The sequence below is a fragment of the Hymenobacter sublimis genome, from assembly GCF_023101345.1.
GTDB lineage: Bacteria > Bacteroidota > Bacteroidia > Cytophagales > Hymenobacteraceae > Hymenobacter > Hymenobacter sublimis.
Window position 1 is genome coordinate 1,204,662 of sequence record NZ_CP095848.1, and the last position, 19,430, is coordinate 1,224,091.

At 59.5% G+C, this 19,430-nt stretch carries 11 protein-coding genes; 10 read left to right on the top strand and 1 reads right to left on the bottom strand.

Annotated elements, in window-relative coordinates; translation table 11 throughout:
* The first annotated feature begins 236 nt into the window (after nt 1-236).
* The 7 genes from MWH26_RS05115 (at nt 237) to MWH26_RS05145 (ending at nt 12,822) form a co-directional block, all read left to right on the top strand.
* The gene (locus tag MWH26_RS05115; RefSeq protein ID WP_247976326.1) at nt 237-1,223 is read left to right on the top strand and encodes a hypothetical protein; all 987 of its coding nucleotides are present in this window, start codon (nt 237-239) and stop codon (nt 1,221-1,223) included.
* A 123-nt stretch (nt 1,224-1,346) separates the two neighbouring features.
* Nucleotides 1,347-3,887, top strand: a complete 2,541-nt coding sequence (locus MWH26_RS05120; protein ID WP_247976327.1) for a type IA DNA topoisomerase — start codon at nt 1,347-1,349, stop codon at nt 3,885-3,887.
* A gap of 475 nt (nt 3,888-4,362) precedes the next feature.
* Nucleotides 4,363-4,590 carry a DUF2905 domain-containing protein gene (locus MWH26_RS05125; protein WP_247976328.1) on the top strand — a complete coding sequence of 76 codons (228 nt, stop codon included), beginning with the start codon at nt 4,363-4,365 and terminating at the stop codon, nt 4,588-4,590.
* Between the two features lie 275 nt (nt 4,591-4,865).
* Nucleotides 4,866-6,326, top strand: a complete 1,461-nt coding sequence (locus MWH26_RS05130) for a di-heme oxidoreductase family protein (protein WP_247976329.1) — start codon at nt 4,866-4,868, stop codon at nt 6,324-6,326.
* 425 nt (nt 6,327-6,751) lie between these two features.
* Nucleotides 6,752-9,091, top strand: a complete 2,340-nt coding sequence (locus tag MWH26_RS05135) for a glycosyl hydrolase family 28 protein (protein WP_247976330.1) — start codon at nt 6,752-6,754, stop codon at nt 9,089-9,091.
* 56 nt (nt 9,092-9,147) lie between these two features.
* Nucleotides 9,148-11,079 (top strand): glycoside hydrolase family 88/105 protein, encoded by a 1,932-nt coding sequence (locus MWH26_RS05140; RefSeq protein ID WP_247976331.1) that lies wholly within the window; start codon nt 9,148-9,150, stop codon nt 11,077-11,079.
* Between the two features lie 117 nt (nt 11,080-11,196).
* A complete protein-coding gene (locus MWH26_RS05145) occupies nt 11,197-12,822 on the top strand; it encodes a glycoside hydrolase family 43 protein (protein WP_247976332.1) in 1,626 nt (541 codons plus the stop codon).
* Between the two features lie 208 nt (nt 12,823-13,030).
* On the opposite strand, the gene MWH26_RS05150 is transcribed toward MWH26_RS05145, so the two are convergent.
* Complete coding sequence (locus MWH26_RS05150; protein WP_247976333.1) at nt 13,031-14,059, bottom strand: LacI family DNA-binding transcriptional regulator; 1,029 nt, start codon at nt 14,057-14,059, stop codon at nt 13,031-13,033.
* A gap of 310 nt (nt 14,060-14,369) precedes the next feature.
* Here MWH26_RS05150 and kduD point away from each other — a divergent pair, with 310 nt between their 5' ends.
* From kduD to MWH26_RS05165, 3 genes are all read left to right on the top strand, one after another.
* Complete coding sequence (gene kduD, locus MWH26_RS05155) at nt 14,370-15,140, top strand: 2-dehydro-3-deoxy-D-gluconate 5-dehydrogenase KduD (RefSeq protein ID WP_247976334.1); 771 nt, start codon at nt 14,370-14,372, stop codon at nt 15,138-15,140.
* Nucleotides 15,141-15,281: 141 nt separating this feature from the next.
* Nucleotides 15,282-16,112 carry a 5-dehydro-4-deoxy-D-glucuronate isomerase gene (kduI, locus tag MWH26_RS05160; protein ID WP_247976335.1) on the top strand — a complete coding sequence of 277 codons (831 nt, stop codon included), beginning with the start codon at nt 15,282-15,284 and terminating at the stop codon, nt 16,110-16,112.
* Between the two features lie 38 nt (nt 16,113-16,150).
* Entirely contained in the window at nt 16,151-19,402 is a 3,252-nt protein-coding gene (locus tag MWH26_RS05165) for a SusC/RagA family TonB-linked outer membrane protein (protein WP_247976336.1), read from the top strand.
* Nucleotides 19,403-19,430: the final 28 nt, after the last annotated feature.

The following is a 19,430-nucleotide window of genomic DNA, read 5'->3' on the forward strand; positions in this document are numbered from 1 at the left end:
CCGCCCAACTTACTCACCGCAAGTGCTACCCAGGCCAGAAGCTTCTGACTTTATTCTGGAGGAGCTGCTGCTACAAGTAGAAAACAAGAGGCTGGTTGTGAATCGATTGTAAAAATAGTTATTTCTTAATAATATAATTTTATGTACTATATATTGTATTGTATATTACAAAAATTCAACCATATCGCAATATATTGCCGTGCGGTACAGAAATCAGTAGTGTTACCATGCACGGGTTGAGAAAAATTGAAGAACTGTTTGCCTATGATTCACTAGTGCACCTAGCTAGTGAAGTGAAAAAGCAGGAGCTGGAGTACCGCGGTACCAGCCTGCCCGGAATACAGGAGAATATTCCCTTCGGCCTACACGTTCTTCAACTCGCCGAACAAGGGCATCCGTGCTTTTTCGGCCTCAATGCCGACAACGAGCCCCAGGTAATTACTCTGCCGCTAAACCAGGCTAGTCGCTTCACCTCCATTGGCTACTACGTGGGAAGCGAAGGCGGCACGTTCCGGTTGCACCGCACCACGTTTGCCTTGTGGGTGGCTGGGCTCAGCTTTAGCCAGCTTAAGCAGTACTACCCCCGCATCTTTGAGGGCAACAATTCCTCGACCATGGTGCTCACCCCGCCCGACGAGTTTGGCGTGCTGCTACCCCCCGACAACCGCTGGGGCCAACTCTACGCCAGCCAGCGCCTCTACGACCAGGAACTGCGCGAGGTAGCGGCCGCCAGCGGGGTAGTAATAACCCATAACGAGCAGGAAAACCTGTTTGGGCTTTACCACCGCGGTAGCTTGGTTGAGCAGGGTGCCCAACTGGAGGTGGCCCATCTGGTAAAACTGATTACTCACCGCCTTAACACGCCCGTTGCCTACCACCAGGTAAAGCAGAAGGTGCTGGATGAGCGCTACGACAGCGCTTTCCCCAAAGAGCTGGACAACTTCGATAACTGGGACGGCGAAATTCTGGAGCACCGGCAGTTTCCGCTGGCCAACCTGTTTTATGTGCGCGTGCAGGCGGCCACCGAAAATGCGGCCCTGCACATTGCCCGCGAAGAAATTATCTTCCAGCGCCGCCTGAACCCAGTGCGGATTGCGGCCCGGGGGCTGCCCTTTGAAATTGAAAGCGTGGTGATGCTGGACCGGGTATCGAATGCGGGCTTTTACGAGGTGCGCTACCACTTTGTAACCCAGCATGAGCTGGAGCTGGCCTCGGCTTCCTGACCCGCTTCGACCCGCTGCAAACGCCGCGGGTAAACCGACTTTTTCTCGGCGTATCTTTGTTGATTCCTCACTGGCGCTGCCGCCAGCAAAATTTGAGTACGAATCAGCGAGAATTAGCCCCTAGTGAAAGTTTGTATTGCTGAAAAGCCCAGCGTGGCCCGCGAAATTGCCCAGGTGTTGGGTGCTACCCGCAAAATGGATGGCTACTTTGAAGGCAACGGCTACCAGGTAACCTGGACCTTCGGCCACTTCTGCCAACTGCGGGAGCCCGAGGACTACCGCCCCGAGTGGAAGCGCTGGAGCATTCACGATTTGCCCATGGTGCCCGAGAACTTCGGCATCAAGCTTATGCGCCGCGACGATGGGGTAGTGCGCCAGTTCACCGTCATTAAAAACCTGCTGGCCAACGCCGAAGAAGTTATTAACTGCGGCGACGCGGGCCAGGAAGGAGAGGTGATTCAGCGCTGGGTGCTGCTAGAAGCCAAGTACCGCAAGCCCACCAAGCGCCTCTGGATTTCCTCTCTTACGGAAGAAGCCATCCGCCAAGGTTTTCAGAACCTGCGCGACGGGGCGGAGTTTGACAAGCTGTACCAAGCTGGCAAAAGCCGCGCCGTTGGGGACTGGCTGCTGGGGCTGAACGCTACCCGCCTGTTTACCCTGAAGTATGCGCCCGGCCAGCGCCAGGTGCTCAGCATCGGGCGGGTGCAGACGCCTACCCTGGCCTTGCTCGTAGACCGCTACCACGAAATTCAGAACTTCAAACCCGAGCCCTATTGGGTACTGCGCACCGAATACCGCGGCACCATGTTCAGCCACGTGGCCCCGCCCAAAAAAGGCAAGACCGAAGACGATGAGCCCGACGAAAAGGCCCGCCTGAAAGCCCGTGGCTACTTTGTAACCCAAGAAGAGGCCGACGCCGCCATGGCCGCCGTGAAGGACGTGCCGCTCACGGTCACCAACGTTGAAATCAAGAAGGCCTTGGAAACCCCACCTTCTCTATTCGATTTGACCTCCCTGCAGGTGCAGTGCAACAACCAGTTGGGCCTGTCGGCCGAAGACACGCTGAAAACGGTGCAGGCTCTTTACGAGAAAAAGGTGGTGAGCTACCCCCGCGTCGACACCACTTTCCTGCCCGACGACCAGTACCCAAAAATTCCGGGCATTTTGCGCGGGCTGGGCGCTTACAATAGCCTCACGGCTCCGTTGCTGGCGGGCAAAATCAAGAAGTCGGGCAAAGTATTCAACAATAACAAAGTCACCGACCACCACGCCATCATCCCAACCGGCGCTAGTGCCAGTGGCCTGGGCGGCACCGAGCACAGCGTCTACGACATCATTGTGCGTCGCTTCCTGGCCGCTTTCTACCCCGATTGTGAGGTGTCGAACACAACCGTTACGGCCGAAGCAGCCGGGCGCACGTTCCGCGTACGGGGCCGCCAGATTCTGAACCCGGGCTGGCGCGTGGTGTACGGCGACCCGGAGAAGCAGCAGGCTCCCTCGGCCCCGAAAGCGGCCGGCGAGGGCGACGATGACGTGGTGAATACCGTGCTGCCCAGCTTCGAGAAAGGCGAAAACGGCCCCCACAAGCCCCGCCTCGACTCCAAAATGACCCAGCCCCCGCGCGAGTATTCGGAGGCGATGTTGCTGCGCGGTATGGAAACCGCCGGCCGCAACGTCGACGATGATGAATTGCGTCAGGCCATGAAGGAAAACGGCATCGGGCGGCCTTCTACCCGTGCGGCCATCATTGAAACCCTATTTAAGCGGGGCTATATCCGCCGCGACAAAAAGAAAATCGTGCCCACTGCTACCGGCGTGGAGCTGATCGGGCTGATTCGCAACCCCACCCTCAAATCGGCGGAGCTGACAGGTCAGTGGGAAAAAAAGCTGCGCCAGATTGAAGGCGGTCAGCTCGACCAAGAGCAATTTCTGGGCGAGCTGAAACAGCTGGTGCGCGAAATGGTGCACGAGGTAAAGCAGGACGGCTCCGGCCGCGCCGTGACGGTCGCCAGCCCCGACGCCGCTGGCCCTGGAAGCAAAGCCGCTGCTACCCGGCCCGCGGCTCCGGCTGCCGCACCTACCCCCGCCGTGCCCGGGGCGCTGGGGCCGTGCCCAGCCTGCGGCAGTGGCCACGTGCTGCGCGGCAAAACCGCCCTGGGCTGCTCGCGCTGGCGCGAGGGCTGCGCCTTGCGCCTACCCACCCAGTATGAGGGCAAGAAGCTCACCGACAAGCAAGTAGGCGACCTGTTGAAAAAAGGCCGTACCCAGGCTATGCAGGGCTTTTTGGATGACGCCGGCAACAAGTTTAGCGCCGCCATCCGCCTCACCCCGCAGTACACGCTGGAGTTGGTACGCGCCGCCGAAAGCAAGCCTACTACGGCCACCGACCCCGGCCAGATTCCGTGCCCCGTGTGCCGCCTGGGCCAGATGCTGAAAGGTAAAAGTGCCTGGGGCTGCTCCCGCTTCCGCGAGGACTGCCAGTTCCGGGTGCCGTTCGAGTGGGGTGGTAAAACCCTCACCGACAGCCAGATGAATCAGCTTCTGCGCAAAGGCAAAACCGGCGTCATCCGCGGATTCGTGTCGGCCAAAACCGGCAACCGTTACGAGGCCGCCTTGCAGGTAGGTGCCGAAGGCAGGATAGAGCCGGTGTTTGGGCAGGGGTAATGAACTCACCCTCTATTTCTGCGCATTTGCTATTACTCCTGGGAGCAGCAGGCAACTTCAACTAATGAAGCGTGTCCTGCTGAATCCAGTATTAGCGGGAAGTTGCTAGGGTTTAGTAAGTTGTTATAGCCCTAGAAAAGCTACCCATGTAGTTTACACTACAGAAAACGGGCCGCTGATTTAAGGTGCGTCGTTTCATAGCCAGCTCCGGTTGACTTGCGCTAATGGGCAGTTCCTGGTGCTGCGTTTCAGTTGTTTCAGCGCTAGGGCAGCGGTTGCTGATGAAAACGCCAGTGGCCCCGCGCTGCTGCAATTGCCTCAGAAATTGCTACGCTTACACGAGTACAGCTATCTTCCAGAATCTATTCATTCGTTGCCCTACACCGAAAAGCCGATTGGGATAGACCTCATCCTCATACGTGGTGGGAGTGGTTTTTTGAGGGATTATAACGCACGATACAATATCAGCCTACCCATGACGCCCCAACTCGGTAAAAGCTTCGTTGTTCTCGGCCTGATTCTGGTGGCTTTGGGTGCTTTCCTCTGGCTAGGGGGCGGCAGCCTGCTGAAGTGGTTCGGACACCTACCCGGCGACATCCGCATTGAGCGGCCGGGCTTCCTGTTTTACGCGCCCATTGTTTCCATGCTGCTGCTGAGCTTATTGCTAAGTGCTGTGCTCTGGCTAGTACGGCGGTTGGGCTAACCCGAGGGGTAAGAAGTCTGATAGGTTGCTGTTTCGCCGTGGCAATACATAGCTGCAAGTAGACTAAAAGAAGGCTCATTGCTTCCAACTTTGAGAAGGCTAACTAACGCACGCAGGTGGCACGTAACCAGTGTTGCGCTGCATTAACTGAAAAAGCCAAGTTTTAGGCAGTATAGTCATAGAAAATAAAAATAGTTTTATACGGAATATAATAATATCAAAGTAGAATTATATTGTATATTGCTGCAGTTTCATTCCCATTTTAGAACAATTATATGATAAAACCCTTTACCTCCTGGAAGTTGGTAAGTTGTGCGGTAGGATTGACAGTGCTAACCTCTTGCGAAAAACCTGAGCTGGAAGGTCCTGACGCATTGCAGGTTACAACATCGGCCAATAATGAGGGCGATGACGAATTGAACGTGGATTGGGGGCAAGTTTTCCCCACGTTCACCTTAGCGGGCGGCCAGACCACCGTGAACGACGTCAGCAGCCTGAGCATGATTCAGCCGGCCCCTAACCTGGGCGGTGTTGACATGACGGCTCACCTGAATGGTAAGACAGTGTTCCAGCGCACGTTTGAGTTGGGCGAGGTAGCTCCCCTCTGGAACAACGTGCGGTGCGAAAGCTGCCACTTGGGCGGCTCCCGCGCTGGTCTGCCCCGGGTGAATGCCACAACCGGCGAGTTGGCCCCGCAGCTGCTGTTCCGCGTGAGTCTGCCAGGCACCGGCCCCCACGGGGAGCCCAAGCCAGTGCCCGGTTTCGGCGACCAGATTCAGCCGCTGATGGTGGTAGAAGGAGTTGACGCCCAAGATGATGTGCGCGGCGCTAGCGCCGAAGGCAACGTACTGGTGCGCTACACGGAACAGCCCAGCCTGCCGTTCAAGGATGGCAGCACCGTTAGCCTGCGGCGGCCCACGTACACTTTCGTGAAAACCACGCAAAACCTGCCCACCGGCACCATGATTTCGCCCCGCACTGGTTCTCAGGTAACGGGCCTGGGCCTGCTGGAAGCCGTGCGCGAAGAAACCATTCTGGAGTTTGCCCGCGTGAATACCAACAACGGTGTTTCGGGCCGGCCTAACCGGGTGTGGGACGTAGAGCAGGGCCGCACCCGCATTGGTCGTTTCGGGTGGAAAGCCAACCAACCCACTTTGCGGCAGCAAAATGCCGGTGCCGCCAACGGCGACATGGGCCTGACCTCGCCGGTGTTCCCGGTGGAGCCCGGCGAAACCAGCGCCTCGGCCCAACTGAACCTAAGCGAGCAGCAAATCCGTGACCTGACCGTCTTCACCCAGACGATGGGGGTACCGGCCTTCCGCAACAATAGCAGCCCTCAGGCGCAACTAGGCGCCGTAATGTTTGCCAAGGCGGAGTGCGGTAGCTGCCACGTGCCGCGCATGAAAACCGGTACGCTGCCCGGCCGTCCTGAGGTATCAAACCAGGTTATTGCTCCCTTCACCGACCTCCTCCTCCACGACATGGGCCCAGCCCTGGCTGACAACCGCCCCGACTTCCTGGCTTCCGGCCGCGAGTGGCGTACGGCTCCGCTGTGGGGCCTAGGCTTGCAGCAAACCGTAAACGGCCACACCAACCTGTTGCACGACGGGCGTGCCCGCAACGTAATAGAGGCCATTATGTGGCACGGTGGCGAAGGCGAAAACTCACGCAAAATCGTGACCGAGATGAGCAAGCAAGAGCGTGATGCGCTGGTAACCTTCCTCAGCTCCATCTAAGCAACTGGCAGCAACCCCGCGGCGGCCGGCATAGATACTTACTCGGCGGCCCCGGACTCTGTACACGTCGATTGCTAATACAAAAAAGAGTGCGCGCTCCGGCCGCACTCTTTTTTTGTGGGTAGCGGTAAGTGCAATTTGACGGGCAGCTTCAGCTAGTTAAGCCCCAAGGCAAAGTGAGTAGATAGGGTAGGCGCTGCCGCCAGGTAGCTGTCGCCGCGGGCACGAATGCTGGCATTGGGAACGTTCCCGATAACGATTGCACAAAAAATGCTGGACGAGGGTGCAGGGTAGGCCAACTATTCCGCTAACCTTAACATGTATTCAGCACTCACTCACCCGCGCCGGGTCACGGAAAACTCCTTTTCCCGGGTGCACCCTGAGCAAGCGTGCCTGGTTCTTGAACTCCTTCCCACCCGCTCTGTATGAAACCATTTGCCGTTCTGCTGCTGGCCGTTGCGCTGCTGGCCTTCCGCCCGGCCGCCGATGACCGCAAGACCACCATCTTCCTGGTCGGGGACTCCACCATGTCGGACAAGCCCCTGGACAAAGCCGAGCGCGGCTGGGGCATGTACTTCCGGCAGTATTTTGATGGGGGCGTGGCCATCCAGAACCACGCCATGAACGGGCGTAGCACCCGCAATTTCCGCCACGAGGGCCGCTGGGCCAAAGTGTTGGAGCAGCTCAAGCCCGGCGACTGGGTATTCATTCAATTCGGCCACAACGACAGCAAGCAGGAAGACACCGCCCGCTACGCCGCCCCCCAAACCGCCTACCGCCAAAACCTGACCCGCTACGTGCAGGAAGCCCGTGCCAAAGGCGCCAATCCTGTGTTGCTCACGCCCGTTGGCCGCCGTTACTTTGACGAGCAAGGCAAGCGCAAGGATGACCACGGCGACTACCCCGGCGTAGTGAAGGAGGTAGCCAAAACCCAGAAAGTACCCCTGATTGACTTGCACGAAACCAGCTGGGGCCTGTACTCCCAACTCGGCGACGCCGGTTCCAAGCCCTTGTTCTGGAGCTACCAGAACGGCGCCAACAACACGAAGCTCGATAACACGCACTTCTCTGCTTATGGCGCGGAGCGGGTGGCGCAGCTGGTAGCTCAGGACGTGAAAAAGATGAACCTAGGCATTGCCAGCCACCTGCAGCCCCTGGCCTTCACGGGCAAGTACCAGTACGATTTGCCGGTAGTGCTTCAGCCTACTTTTAACAAGGATACCTTCAACATCACGAAGTACGGGGCCGTAGCCGATGGCCAAACCCTGAACACCGAAGCCTTCCGCAAAGCCATTGAGGCCTGCAGCCAGAAGGGTGGGGTAGTGCTGGTGCCGCGCGGATTGTGGCTCACGGGCCCCATTCAGCTGAAAAGCAACGTAAACCTGCACGTGGCCAAGGGCGCCCTGGTGCAATTCAGCAACAAGCTCTCCGACTATCAGCTGATTAAAACCAACTGGGAAGGCGAGGACGCCGTGCGCAACCAGTCGCCCATTTCCGGCTACGACCTGGAGAACATTGCCATTACCGGCGAGGGCACCTTTGATGGGGCCGGCGACGCTTGGCGCATGGTGAAAAAGGAAAAGCTCAACGCCGGGCAGTGGCAGCGGCTGGTAAAATCGGGTGGGGTAGTGGATGAGAAGGGCACAACCTGGTACCCCTCGGCTAGCTCCCTGAAAGGCTCCACGCTCAACAAGCCTTGGACAATTAAGGCGGGTCAGCAGCCCGACTACAGCAAGTATCAGGAGTTCAAGGACTTTCTGCGGCCCAACATGCTCAGCCTGCAGCGCTGCAAGCAGATTCTGCTGGAAGGCTTCACCATCCAGAACTCCCCGGCCTGGACCATTCACCCCCTGCTCTGCGACAACATCACCCTGCGCAACGTCACGGCCCGCAACCCCTGGTACGGCCAGAACACCGACGCGCTAGACCTGGAATCGTGCCGCAACGGCCTGGTGGAAGGCTGCACTTTCGACGTGGGCGACGACGGCATCTGCATCAAATCGGGCCGCGACGAGGAAGGCCGCCGGCGCGGCGTGCCCACCGAGAACTTTATTATCCGTGACACGAAAGTGTATCATGCCCACGGCGGCTTCGTGATTGGCTCGGAAATGTCGGGTGGGGCGCGCAACATCTACGTAAACAACTGCACCTTCATGGGCACCGACGTGGGCTTGCGCTTTAAAACAGCCCGAGGCCGCGGCGGGGTAGTAGAAAACATCTTCGTGGATGGCGTGGACATGACGGACATTGCCGGCGAGGCCATTCTTTTCGACATGTACTACGCCGCCAAAGACCCGGTGCAAGTAAACGGCGACGCCTACGGCATTCCGGAAATCAAGGCCGAGCCATTGGGCGAAGGCACGCCCCAGTTTCGCGGCTTCCGCATCAAGAACGTCACCTGTAAGGGCGCCAACACGGGTATTCTGGTGCGCGGTCTGCCGGAAATGGCCATTAAAGACGTGGACATTGAAAACACAGTGCTGGAAAGCAATAAAGGCCTAGTGTGCCAGGAAGCCGACGGGATCCGCCTCAAGAACGTGACCCTGATTTCCAAGCAAACCAACCCCGTGCTGGAAGTCCAAAACAGCCGCAACATCAGCTTCGACAACCTGCGCTACGCTCCCGGCGCCGACCTGCTACTGCGCGTTACGGGTAGCCGCAGCAAGGCCGTAACCCTGCGCAACACCGACACCAAAGCCGCGAAAAAAGGCGTAGAAATGGGTGAGAAAGTGGCCAAGAAAGTCGTGACGGTTTCTAAGCTGTAATGGCGCCTCCAGAGCGAAGCATCTCCTTAAAATCCCCGACACGCTACTCCCTACCCATGCTCTCCCGCCGCTTCTTGCTTTCCGGTCTGCTGCTCGCCTCGCTTACTTCCCAGGCCCAAACCACGCCCAGCACGGGACGGCCGATGTCGCAGCGCATGGCGGATGCCTTCATCAGCTGGCACCCCGATTCCATCGTCATTGGCAACCGCAAAACGGCCCGTTGGGACTACGAGCAGGGGCTGATGCTGAAGGCCCTGGAGCGGGTGTGGCAGCGCACCGGCGACGGGCGCTACTTCACCTACATTCAGAAAGACCTCGACCAGTTTGTGCGGCCCGATGGCACCATTCGCACCTACAAGCTGGAAGACTACAACCTCGATAACCTGACCACCGGCCACGCCCTGCTCACGCTCAGCCAGATGTCGGTGCCCCAGGCCGAGAAGTACCAGAAAGCGGCCCAACTGCTGCGCAAGCAGCTGGAAGGGCAGCCGCGCACCAAGGCCGGCGGCTTCTGGCACAAGAAGGTGTACCCCAACCAGATGTGGCTGGATGGCCTCTACATGGCCGAGCCCTTCTACGCCGAGTACAGCAAGGCCTTCAACCAGCCCGCTGGCTTCGACGACGTAGCCAAGCAATTTGCCCTCATCGAGAAGAACCTGGTGGACCCCAAAACCGGCCTGCTTTACCACGGCTACGATGAAAGCAGGGAGCAAAAGTGGGCCAACAAGCAAACGGGCCAGTCGCCGAACTTCTGGGACCGGGGCATGGGCTGGTACGCCATGGCCCTGGTAGATGTGCTGGACTATTTCCCTCAGAACCACCCGCAGCGCCAGCAGCTTATCAAAAACGTGCAGCGCCTGGCGCCCGTGCTGGCAAAATACCAAGACCCCAAAACGGGCACCTGGGCGCTGGTGGTCGACCAGGCCGCGCGCAAAGGCAACTACCAGGAGGCTTCCGGCAGCAGCATGTTCGTGTACTTTCTGCAGAAAGGCGTGCGCATGGGTTACCTCGATAAAAAGTACGCCGAGGTGGCCCGCAAAGGTTATGACGGCCTGCTTAAGCAATTCGTGGCCACGGAAGGTAGCAGCGCCCTGGCCTTCAACGGCACGGTAAGCGTGGGTGGCCTGGGCGGCAACCCCTACCGCGACGGTAGCTTCGAGTACTACCTCTCCGAGCCCCTACGCAAGAACGATTTGAAAGGCGTCGGGCCGTTCATCCTCGCTAGCCTGGAAATGGAAGTGGCCGCCGAAAGCACCCTGGGCAAAGGCAAAACGGTGGCCGTGGATAACTATTTTAACCACGAGCTGCGCAAGAATGCCCTTAGCGGGCAGGAGGAAACCTGGCACTACACCTGGGATGAGCGCACCCACGGCGGCTTCTATTTCTGGGGCCAGCAGCTGCGCGACCTGGGCGCCAAAACCGCTACTATAACTACCGCGCCCACGGCCGCCGCGCTGAAAGGTGTGGACGTGTACATCATCGTGGACCCCGACACCAAAAAGGAAACCGCTAAACCCAACTTCGTGCAACCTGCCGACGTGCAGGCCCTAACGAAATGGGTGAAAGACGGCGGCACGCTGGTGCTCATGGCAAATGACACCAGCAACTGCGAGATTCCGCGCTTCAACACCCTAGCCCAGGCCTTTGGCATCCAGTTTAAAAGCCAGAACCTGAACATGGTGAAAGGAACCCAATTTGAGCAGGGTAGGGTAGAGCTGCCCGCGGGTAATGCGGTGTTCAAAACGGCCCGCGCCGCCTACATCAAGGAGCTGGCCCCGCTGGACGTGAAAGCCCCGGCCCAGCCCCTGGTTAGCCAAGGCGGCAGCGTTATCATGGCCACCGCCAAGGTAGGCAAGGGGACAGTCTTCGCCGTGGGCGACCCGTGGCTCTACAACGAATACGTGGACGGCCGCAAGATTCCGGCCGAGTACCAGAACTTTCAGGCGGCGAAGGACCTAGCGACCTGGCTGCTGCAACAGGCTAAGTAACGCTGAGCTCCGGCTCGGCGCACGAGCGGAACGAGTCTCTACGCGCCTACCACGCGTCGGCTCACGTTCCATACTCGCTCCGCTCGTGCGCCGAGCCGGAGCTCAGCGTTACAGCCCTTGGTACGTCTTTCTCTACTGCTGCTTGTTCTGTTGCCGCTGGCTTCCGCGGCTCAATCTTCCTTGTCGAAGGTGTGGGTGCCGGACTTGGGCAATGGCAGCTACAAAAACCCGGTGCTCTACGCCGATTACTCCGACCCCGATGTGGTGCGGGTGGGGCCGGATTACTACCTCACTTCCTCCAGCTTTAACGCTGCGCCGGGTCTGCAAATCCTGCACTCCCGCGACCTAGTGAATTGGACGCTTATTGGTGCAGTTTTCACCCAACAGCCGCCCCTTGCCCGCTACAACCTACCCCAGCACGGTAACGGCGTGTGGGCCCCGGCCATCCGCTACCACCGCAAGGAGTTCTACATTTACTACCCCGACCCGGACTTGGGGCTGTTCGTCACGAAAGCCAAGAATCCGGCCGGCCCCTGGAGCACGCCCGTGTGCATCAAGGAAGCCAAGGGCTGGATTGACCCCTGCCCGCTCTGGGATGAAGACGGCCAGGCCTACCTGGTGCATGGGTTTGCGGGCTCGCGCGCGGGCTTTAAGAGCGTGCTGGCCGTGAGCCGCATGAGCCCCGATGGCCTGCGTTTACTCGGCGACGAAGTGCTAGTATTTGATGGGCACGACAAGCACCCGACCATCGAAGGCCCCAAGTTCTACAAGCGTCACGGCTACTATTACATCTTCGCGCCCGGCGGCGGGGTAGCCACCGGCTGGCAGGTAGTGCTGCGCGCCAAAAACGTGTTCGGCCCCTACGAAGACCGGATTGTGCTAGCCCAGGGCAACACCCCCATCAACGGCCCCCACCAAGGCGCCTGGGTTGATACGCCCGATGGTAAGCAGGACTGGTTTCTGCATTTCCAGGACCAGGGCGCCTACGGGCGGGTGATGCATCTGCAGCCCATGCAGTGGAAAAACGACTGGCCCATTATCGGCGAGGACCCCGATGGTGACGGTACCGGCCAGCCCGTGCTTACTTACCGCAAGCCCGCCGTGAAGGGCAAGCCCCAGCCCCTGGCTACGCCCGCTACCTCCGACGAGTTTGACGCTAATACCCTCGGCCTGCAGTGGCAGTGGCACGCCAACCCCCAGCCGGGCTGGCACTTCCTCAACGGCAGTGCGGGCTTCCTGCGCCTGTACTCGGTGCCACTGCCAGAAGGCTACCAGAACCTGTGGCAGGTGCCTAACCTGCTGCTGCAAAAGCTGCCCGCCGAGAAGTTTATCGTTACCGCCAAGCTTACCTTTACCCCGCGCTTCGAGGGCGAAAAAGTGGGCCTCGTGATGATGGGACTCGATTACGCTGCCCTCACGCTCACCAGCAAAGCTGGCCAGCTCCACCTAGCGCAGGCGGTATGCCAAAACGCCGATAAGCTTACCCCCGAAACCACCACGGCCCCCATTGTCGTGCCGAATAAGCAGCCCCTCTACCTGCGCGTAGCCGTGCGGGAAGGTGCCAAGTGCCAGTTCAGCTACAGCCTCAATGGAGAGCAGTTTCAGCCCCTCGGTACCGAATTCACGGCTCGGGAAGGCAAATGGATTGGGGCCAAAGTAGGCTTGTTCTGCACCCGCCCCGGCAAAACCAACGACGCCGGCACCGCCGACGTGGACTGGTTTCGGGTGGAAGAAGCCAAGTAGTGAGGTTGTAAGTGAGTGAGTTGTCATGGCGAGCGAAGCGCGGCCATCCTTCCTCTCTTGTGCCTGACACCTGATAAAGTGAAAAGCCCTTGACGTATGGTAGCGTCAAGGGCTTGTCTATTTACTAAGGGTAAGACTTCGTGAAGGACGAATGGCCGCATCGTGCCTCCTCGCCAGGACAGAACAGCAAACTCACTATTTCACCACCTCACAATTTCACCACTTCTACCATCGTGGAGCTGCGCACAATCAGCTCCGTGGGGATTTTTACGGTTTCAACGGGCAGGGCGCGGTGCTTGCGCTCAATCTGGTCGATGAGGCGCTCGGCGGCTAGCTGCCCGATTTCCTGGGCCGGCTGCACTACCGTACTTAGGGGCGGGGCCAGCAGATCGGCGACGTTGAGGTTGGTGAAGCCAATTAAGGACACGTCCTCGGGAATGTGCAGGTTGCGTTGGCGCAGGGCCTGCAGGCAACCGACGGCCAGGCGGTCGGAGGCGGTGAAAAAGGCGTCGGGGGGAGCTGGCAGGCGCATCAGGTCGTCGACCATGGGGCCTACCTCATCGGGGCCGAAGCTACCGTAGCGCATCAGGCTTTCGTCGAACTCCAGGCCGTACTTTTCCAGGGCGGCACGGTAGCCGGCCAGGCGCTCCTGCGTGATGCTCAGCCAGGGCTGAATGGTGAGGTGGGCAATCCGCTTGCGGCCCGACTGAATCAGGTGCTCGGTGGCGGCAAAGGCTCCGCCGAAATTGTCGGCCACTACTTTGGTCACGTTCAACTCGGCCGAAACCCGGTCGAACAGAACCAGGGGCACATTCTTATCCAGTACTTCCTGCAAGTGCGCCACATCGGCGGTTTCGCTGGAAAGCGACATCAGCAACCCATCCACCTTCCTCGACATGGCCTGCTGCACGTTGGCAATTTCCCGCTCGTAGGATTCCTGGCTCTGAAAGATGATGACGTGGTAGCCCCGATTGTAGGCAATGGCCTCAATGCCATTAATGGCCTGGGAGAAAAAGTAGTTAGCAATTTGGGGCAGAATAACGCCAATGGCCCGGCTGGCGCTACCCTTCAAACTCAGGGCAATGGGGTTGGGGCGGTAGTTGAGGCGCTCGGCGCACTCCATCACTAGCCGCTTGGTTTCGGGGTTAATTTCATAGCTCCCCCGCAGCGCCCGGGATACCGTGGAGGTAGAGATGCCTAGCTCGCGGGCAATGTCTTTGATGGTAAAGGTTTCCACAGGTGTGAGCGGTAGGAAGATGGGAGTAGGAGAGTGGGTACTTACTTTTGTCCTAAAACCGAGGCTATTGTAGGAGGAACGCGCGGAGGCAGGTAAGCAGAATGTTGGGCCGAATAACGGCGGGAGAAGGCGGCTTTACCTGCCCTAGACGATAGTTGGCAACGTTCCCGACATCGTTTGCGCAAATTATTAAGACCAGATACTTCCTTTTCGGAAAGGCATCTTTTAATCTTAATCATGCCGCCGGCCATCCGGCTGTTTCAAAAGTACACCGGATTTCTTCGAAAAGTTTACAAACATTCTCCTCTATATGTCGGGTCCCACTTCGTTCGATTTGTCTGGTAAGGTAGCGCTGGTAACGGGCTGCAACAAAGGCATCGGGCAGGCCATGGCGCTGGGACTAGCAGAAGCCGGGGCCGACATCATTGGCGTTTCGGCCTCCCTGGCCCGGAGCGGCAGCGAGACGGAGCAGCAAGTGCAGGCCCTGGGCCGGCAGTTCCGCGCCTACCAGGCCGACTTCAGCCAGCGCGAGCAGGTAGACGCCTTCCTGGCCCAGGTGCAGCAGGACTTCCCGCGCATCGACATTCTCATCAACAACGCCGGCACTATTCAGCGGGCCCCGGCCGCCGAGCACGCCGACGAGCTGTGGGACAACGTGCTGGCTATCAACCTGGATGCGCCCTTTCGTTTGGCCCGCGCCTTGGGCGGCCGGATGCTGGCGCAGGGTGGCGGCAAAATCATTTTTACGGCCTCGCTACTGACCTTCCAGGGCGGTATTAATGTGCCGGGCTACGCGGCCAGCAAGGGCGCTATTGGCTCGCTGGTAAAGGCCCTGGCCAACGAGTGGGCCGGCCGCGGGGTGAACGTGAATGCCATTGCTCCCGGCTACATCGCCACTGATAACACCCAGGCCCTGCGCCAGGACCCCGACCGCAGCCAGAGCATTCTGGGCCGCATTCCGGCCGGGCGCTGGGGCACCCCCGACGACTTCAAAGGCCCCACCGTTTTCCTGGCCTCTGCGGCCGCTGACTACATCCACGGCACCATCCTCACCGTCGATGGCGGCTGGATGGGCAGGTAAAGGTGAACTAGTGAGATGGTGAAATGGTGAGTTGTCGTTCCAGCCGCGCAATCTGCGCAAACGATGCCGATCAAACGTCAAACTCACCATCTCACCACTCACCATTTCACTACTCATCATCTCACCATTTCACCACTGAAAATGCGCCAGTACTACGCCATCGGGCCCCGCGAAACAGCTGCTATGTCCACCGCCGAGCTGCGCGAGAATTTCCTGCTGGAAAACCTATTTGTGCCCGGCGAAATTCAGCTGGTGTACACGCATTATGACCGCATGATGGTGGGTGGTGTAGTACCCACCGCTGAGCCGATTGTGCTACCCTGCCCCGGGAACCTAAAGGCCGAGTTTTTCCTGCAGCGCCGGGAGCTGGGCGTGCTGAATACCGGGGCCGCCGGCACCGTAACCGTGGATGGCACCATCTACGAGCTGGGCCGCCAGGACTGCCTGTACGTGGGTAAGGATGCCCGCGAGGTATCCTTCGCCAGTCAGGAAGCCAGCCAGCCGGCTAAGTTTTACCTGCTCTCCACGCCCGCCCACGCCGCCTACCCCACTGCCCGCCTCACGCAGGCCGAAGCTACGCCGGTAACCCTGGGCGCCCTGGAAACGGCCAATCAGCGCACCATTTACAAGTACATCTACAACGAGGGCATTCAGAGCTGCCAGCTGGTAATGGGCCTCACGCAGCTGCATGCCGGCAGCGTGTGGAACACCATGCCGGTCCACACCCACGACCGGCGCATGGAGGCCTACCTCTACTTCGATTTGCCGGAGGGCCAGCGCGTGCTCCACCTCATGGGCCAGCCCCAGGAAACCCGCCATCTGTGGGTAGGCGAGGGGCAGGTCATCCTTTCCCCGCCCTGGTCCATTCACTCGGGCTGCGGCACCGCCGGCTACACCTTCATCTGGGGCATGGGCGGCGAAAACCAAGAATACACCGACATGGACCCCGCGCCCATTACCGATTTGCGCTAACTGGCGCTACATCCCACATAATTCCCACACTCTACGTCATGAAAAGAAATCTACTGTTGCTGACTCCGCTGCTAGCGGCGGCGGCACCGGCCTGGGCGCAGCAGCAGCGCGTGCAGGGCGTCGTTAAGTCGGAAAAGGGCGAGGCCCTGCCGGGTGTAACGGTAGTCGTGAAAGGCACCACGGCCGGCGCTTCTACCGACGGGGAAGGCCGCTTCAGCCTGAACGTGCCGGCCAATGCTACCCTGCGCTTTAGCTACATCGGCTTCCTGCCCTTCGAGGTGGCCGTAGGTAGCCGCACTGAGGTAAGCGTGACCTTGAAAGAGGACAGCCAGACCCTGGATGACGTAGTAGTAATCGGCTACCAGGCCGTGCAGCGCCGCGACGTAACCGGCTCGGTGTCGTCAGTAAGCGCCCAGCAGATCAAGGACATTCCGGTAAACTCCGCTGCTGAAGCCCTGACGGGCCGCTTGGCCGGCGTGCAGCTGACTTCCTCGGAGGGCACGCCCGGCAACCTCGATGTGCGGGTGCGGGTGCGGGGCGGCGGCTCCATCACCCAGGACAACTCCCCGCTCTACGTGGTGGATGGCATTCAGATTGAAAACGCCCTGTCCGTTATTGCGCCCCAGGATATTGCCTCCGTTGACGTGCTAAAGGACGCTTCCGCCACGGCCATCTACGGGGCCCGCGGTGCCAACGGGGTAGTGATTATTACGACCAAAAAAGGCATCGAGGGAAAAACGGTTATCAGCTACAATGGCTTTGCTGGCTTCCGCCGCATTGCCAAGAAGCTGGACGTGCTGGGCCCGGCCGACTACCTCGACTACCAGTTTGAACGCTCCCAGCAGGTAGGCGCTACCGGCAGCGGCAGCCTGGAAACCTACCGCCGCCTGTTCGGCAGCTCCAACTACCTCAGTGACACCCTGTCGCGGGCCCGCAACTCACCCTTCCTGGACTGGCAGGACGAGGCTTTCGGGCGCGACGCCTTCCAGCAAACCCACAACCTGTCGGTGTCGGGTGGGGTGAAAGGCACCACGTACGCCCTGAGCCTGACCCGCAACGACGAAGACGGCATTCAGCGCGGTTCGGGCTTTGTCCGCAACCTGGTGAACTTCCGCTTCGACACCAAGCCCACAGATAAGCTGCGCATCGGCCTGAACATGCGCTTCAACGACCAGGAAGTGAACGGGGCCGGCACTTCTACCACCGGCTCGAACACCACCTCCCGCTTGCGCAATGCCGTGCAGTACCTGCCGCTGTCGGTGCCGCGCAGCACGGGCGTTCTGCTCGACCCCAACGCCTTCGACCCCGACTTCTTCACGACGTCTTCGCTGGTAAACCCCATTGTGGCCATCGACAGCGAGTTCCGTGAGGACAAGCGCCGCACCTTCAACGTGGGCGCCAATGCCGACCTGACCCTGGCCAAAGGCCTGGTGTTCCGGACCACGGCGGGTTTCGACATCACGAATGCCGATCTAAGCACCTTCAACGGCCGTAATTCGCCTACCCTGCGCCAGCCGGCCGGTGGCTACAACGAGCTGCCCTTTGCTACCATCACCACCACCAACCAGTCGACGATTAATAACTCGAACGTGCTGGATTACAGCTTCACCAAAGGCAAGCACGCGGTGGGCCTGCTGGTGGGTGAAGAGGTGTATCAGCAGCGCAACAAGCTGCAGTACATCCAAACCAACTACCTACCCCTGGACATTACCGCCGAGCGGGCCTGGGCCAACATCAACCAGGGCGTACTACCCACCGGCGTTACGGCCCAGCCCGTGCTGCCCCGCACCGATATTCCGCAGAACTTCCGGCTGCTCTCGGGCTTTGGTCGCCTCACCTACTCCTTCGACGATAAGTACCTGTTTACGGGCACGTTCCGGGCCGATGGCTCTTCCAAGTTCAGGGAAGGCAACCGCTGGGGCTTCTTCCCCGGCGCTTCGGCGGCGTGGCGTATTTCCAAGGAAGACTTCTTCACGGGAGTACCGGCCGTATCGGACCTGAAGCTGCGCCTGAGTTACGGCCAGGCCGGCAACAACCGCATCGGCGACTTCCTCTACGACCAGCTCTTTACTGCTGGTAGTGCCCCTTACTTCCTCAACCACGCGCAGGTGCTGGGTTCTTCGGCTACCACGCTGGGCAATGAGCGGTTGAAGTGGGAAGTAACCACTTCCCGCGACTTGGGCGTTGACCTGGCCCTGTGGGACAACCGCGTGCAGTTCACCGGCGACGTGTACTACAACACGACTACCGACCTGCTTATTAACGTGCCTATCCCGCCCTTCTTGGGCTACCTCAGCCAACTCCAGAACGTGGGTAAAACCTCGAACAAGGGCATTGAGCTGCAGCTGACGGGTACCATCTTCAACAAGCCTAACTTCACCTGGACGGCCACCGCCAACGCCTCCATGAACCGCGGCCGGATTGAAAGCCTGGGCGGCGACCTCCAGGAAATTACCCCGATCAACTCGGGCTGGGCCGGCTCCAACTTTGCCTCCGCCGCCGACTTCAAGGCGCGGGTGGGGCGTCCGGTGGGCGAGATGTACGGCTACGTGACGGACGGCTTCTACACGGCCGACGACTTTGAGGGCTACAATGCAGCTACCAACCTCTGGATTCCCAAGCAAGGCCTGCTACCCTCAGGTACGGCGGTAGGGCAGGTGGCCCAGCCCGGCGTCATCAAGCTGAAGGACCTTAACAAGGATGGCGTGGTGAATGACCTGGACCAGACCATTATTGGTAATGCCAACCCGAAGGTAACGGGCGGCCTCAACCAGCAGTTCACCTTTAAGAACTTCGATGCCAGCATCTTCCTGAACTTCGTGCTGGGCAACGATGTGTACAATGCCAACAAGATTGAGTTCACCTCGAACACGCCCAACACGGTGTACAGCAACGTGCTGGGCATTATGGAGGACCGATACCGCACCATCAACGCCGATGGTAGCCGGATCACCGACCTCAACACCCTGCGCGAGGTAAACCGGAATGCTACCATCTGGACGCCTACCCAGCGCTACTTCCTGCACTCCTGGGCCGTGGAAAGCGGCTCGTTCCTGCGCGTGAACAACGTAACGTTTGGCTACTCCCTGCCCAAACCCCTGATTCAGCGCGTGAAGCTAACCCAGGCTCGCTTCTACGTGACCCTGAACAACGTGTACACCTTCACCAAGTACACCGGCTACGACCCCGAGGTGAACACCCGCCGCTCCTCGCCGCTCACGCCCGGCGTTGATTACGCCGCCTACCCGCGCAGCCGCGCCTTCTTGTTCGGCGTGAATCTGGCCCTGTAACCTTCCCACCCACTGCTTTTCGACATTT

What these genes read in the sequence shown, in the direction of transcription:
- kduD (WP_247976334.1), top strand. Translation starts at nt 14,370, where the DNA reads ATGTCGGGTCCCACTTCGTTCGATTTGTCTGGTAAGGTAGCGCTGGTA.
- MWH26_RS05130 (WP_247976329.1), top strand. Translation starts at nt 4,866, where the DNA reads ATGATAAAACCCTTTACCTCCTGGAAGTTGGTAAGTTGTGCGGTAGGA.
- MWH26_RS05140 (WP_247976331.1), top strand. Translation starts at nt 9,148, where the DNA reads ATGCTCTCCCGCCGCTTCTTGCTTTCCGGTCTGCTGCTCGCCTCGCTT.
- MWH26_RS05165 (WP_247976336.1), top strand. Translation starts at nt 16,151, where the DNA reads ATGAAAAGAAATCTACTGTTGCTGACTCCGCTGCTAGCGGCGGCGGCA.
- MWH26_RS05125 (WP_247976328.1), top strand. Translation starts at nt 4,363, where the DNA reads ATGACGCCCCAACTCGGTAAAAGCTTCGTTGTTCTCGGCCTGATTCTG.
- MWH26_RS05135 (WP_247976330.1), top strand. Translation starts at nt 6,752, where the DNA reads ATGAAACCATTTGCCGTTCTGCTGCTGGCCGTTGCGCTGCTGGCCTTC.
- kduI (WP_247976335.1), top strand. Translation starts at nt 15,282, where the DNA reads ATGCGCCAGTACTACGCCATCGGGCCCCGCGAAACAGCTGCTATGTCC.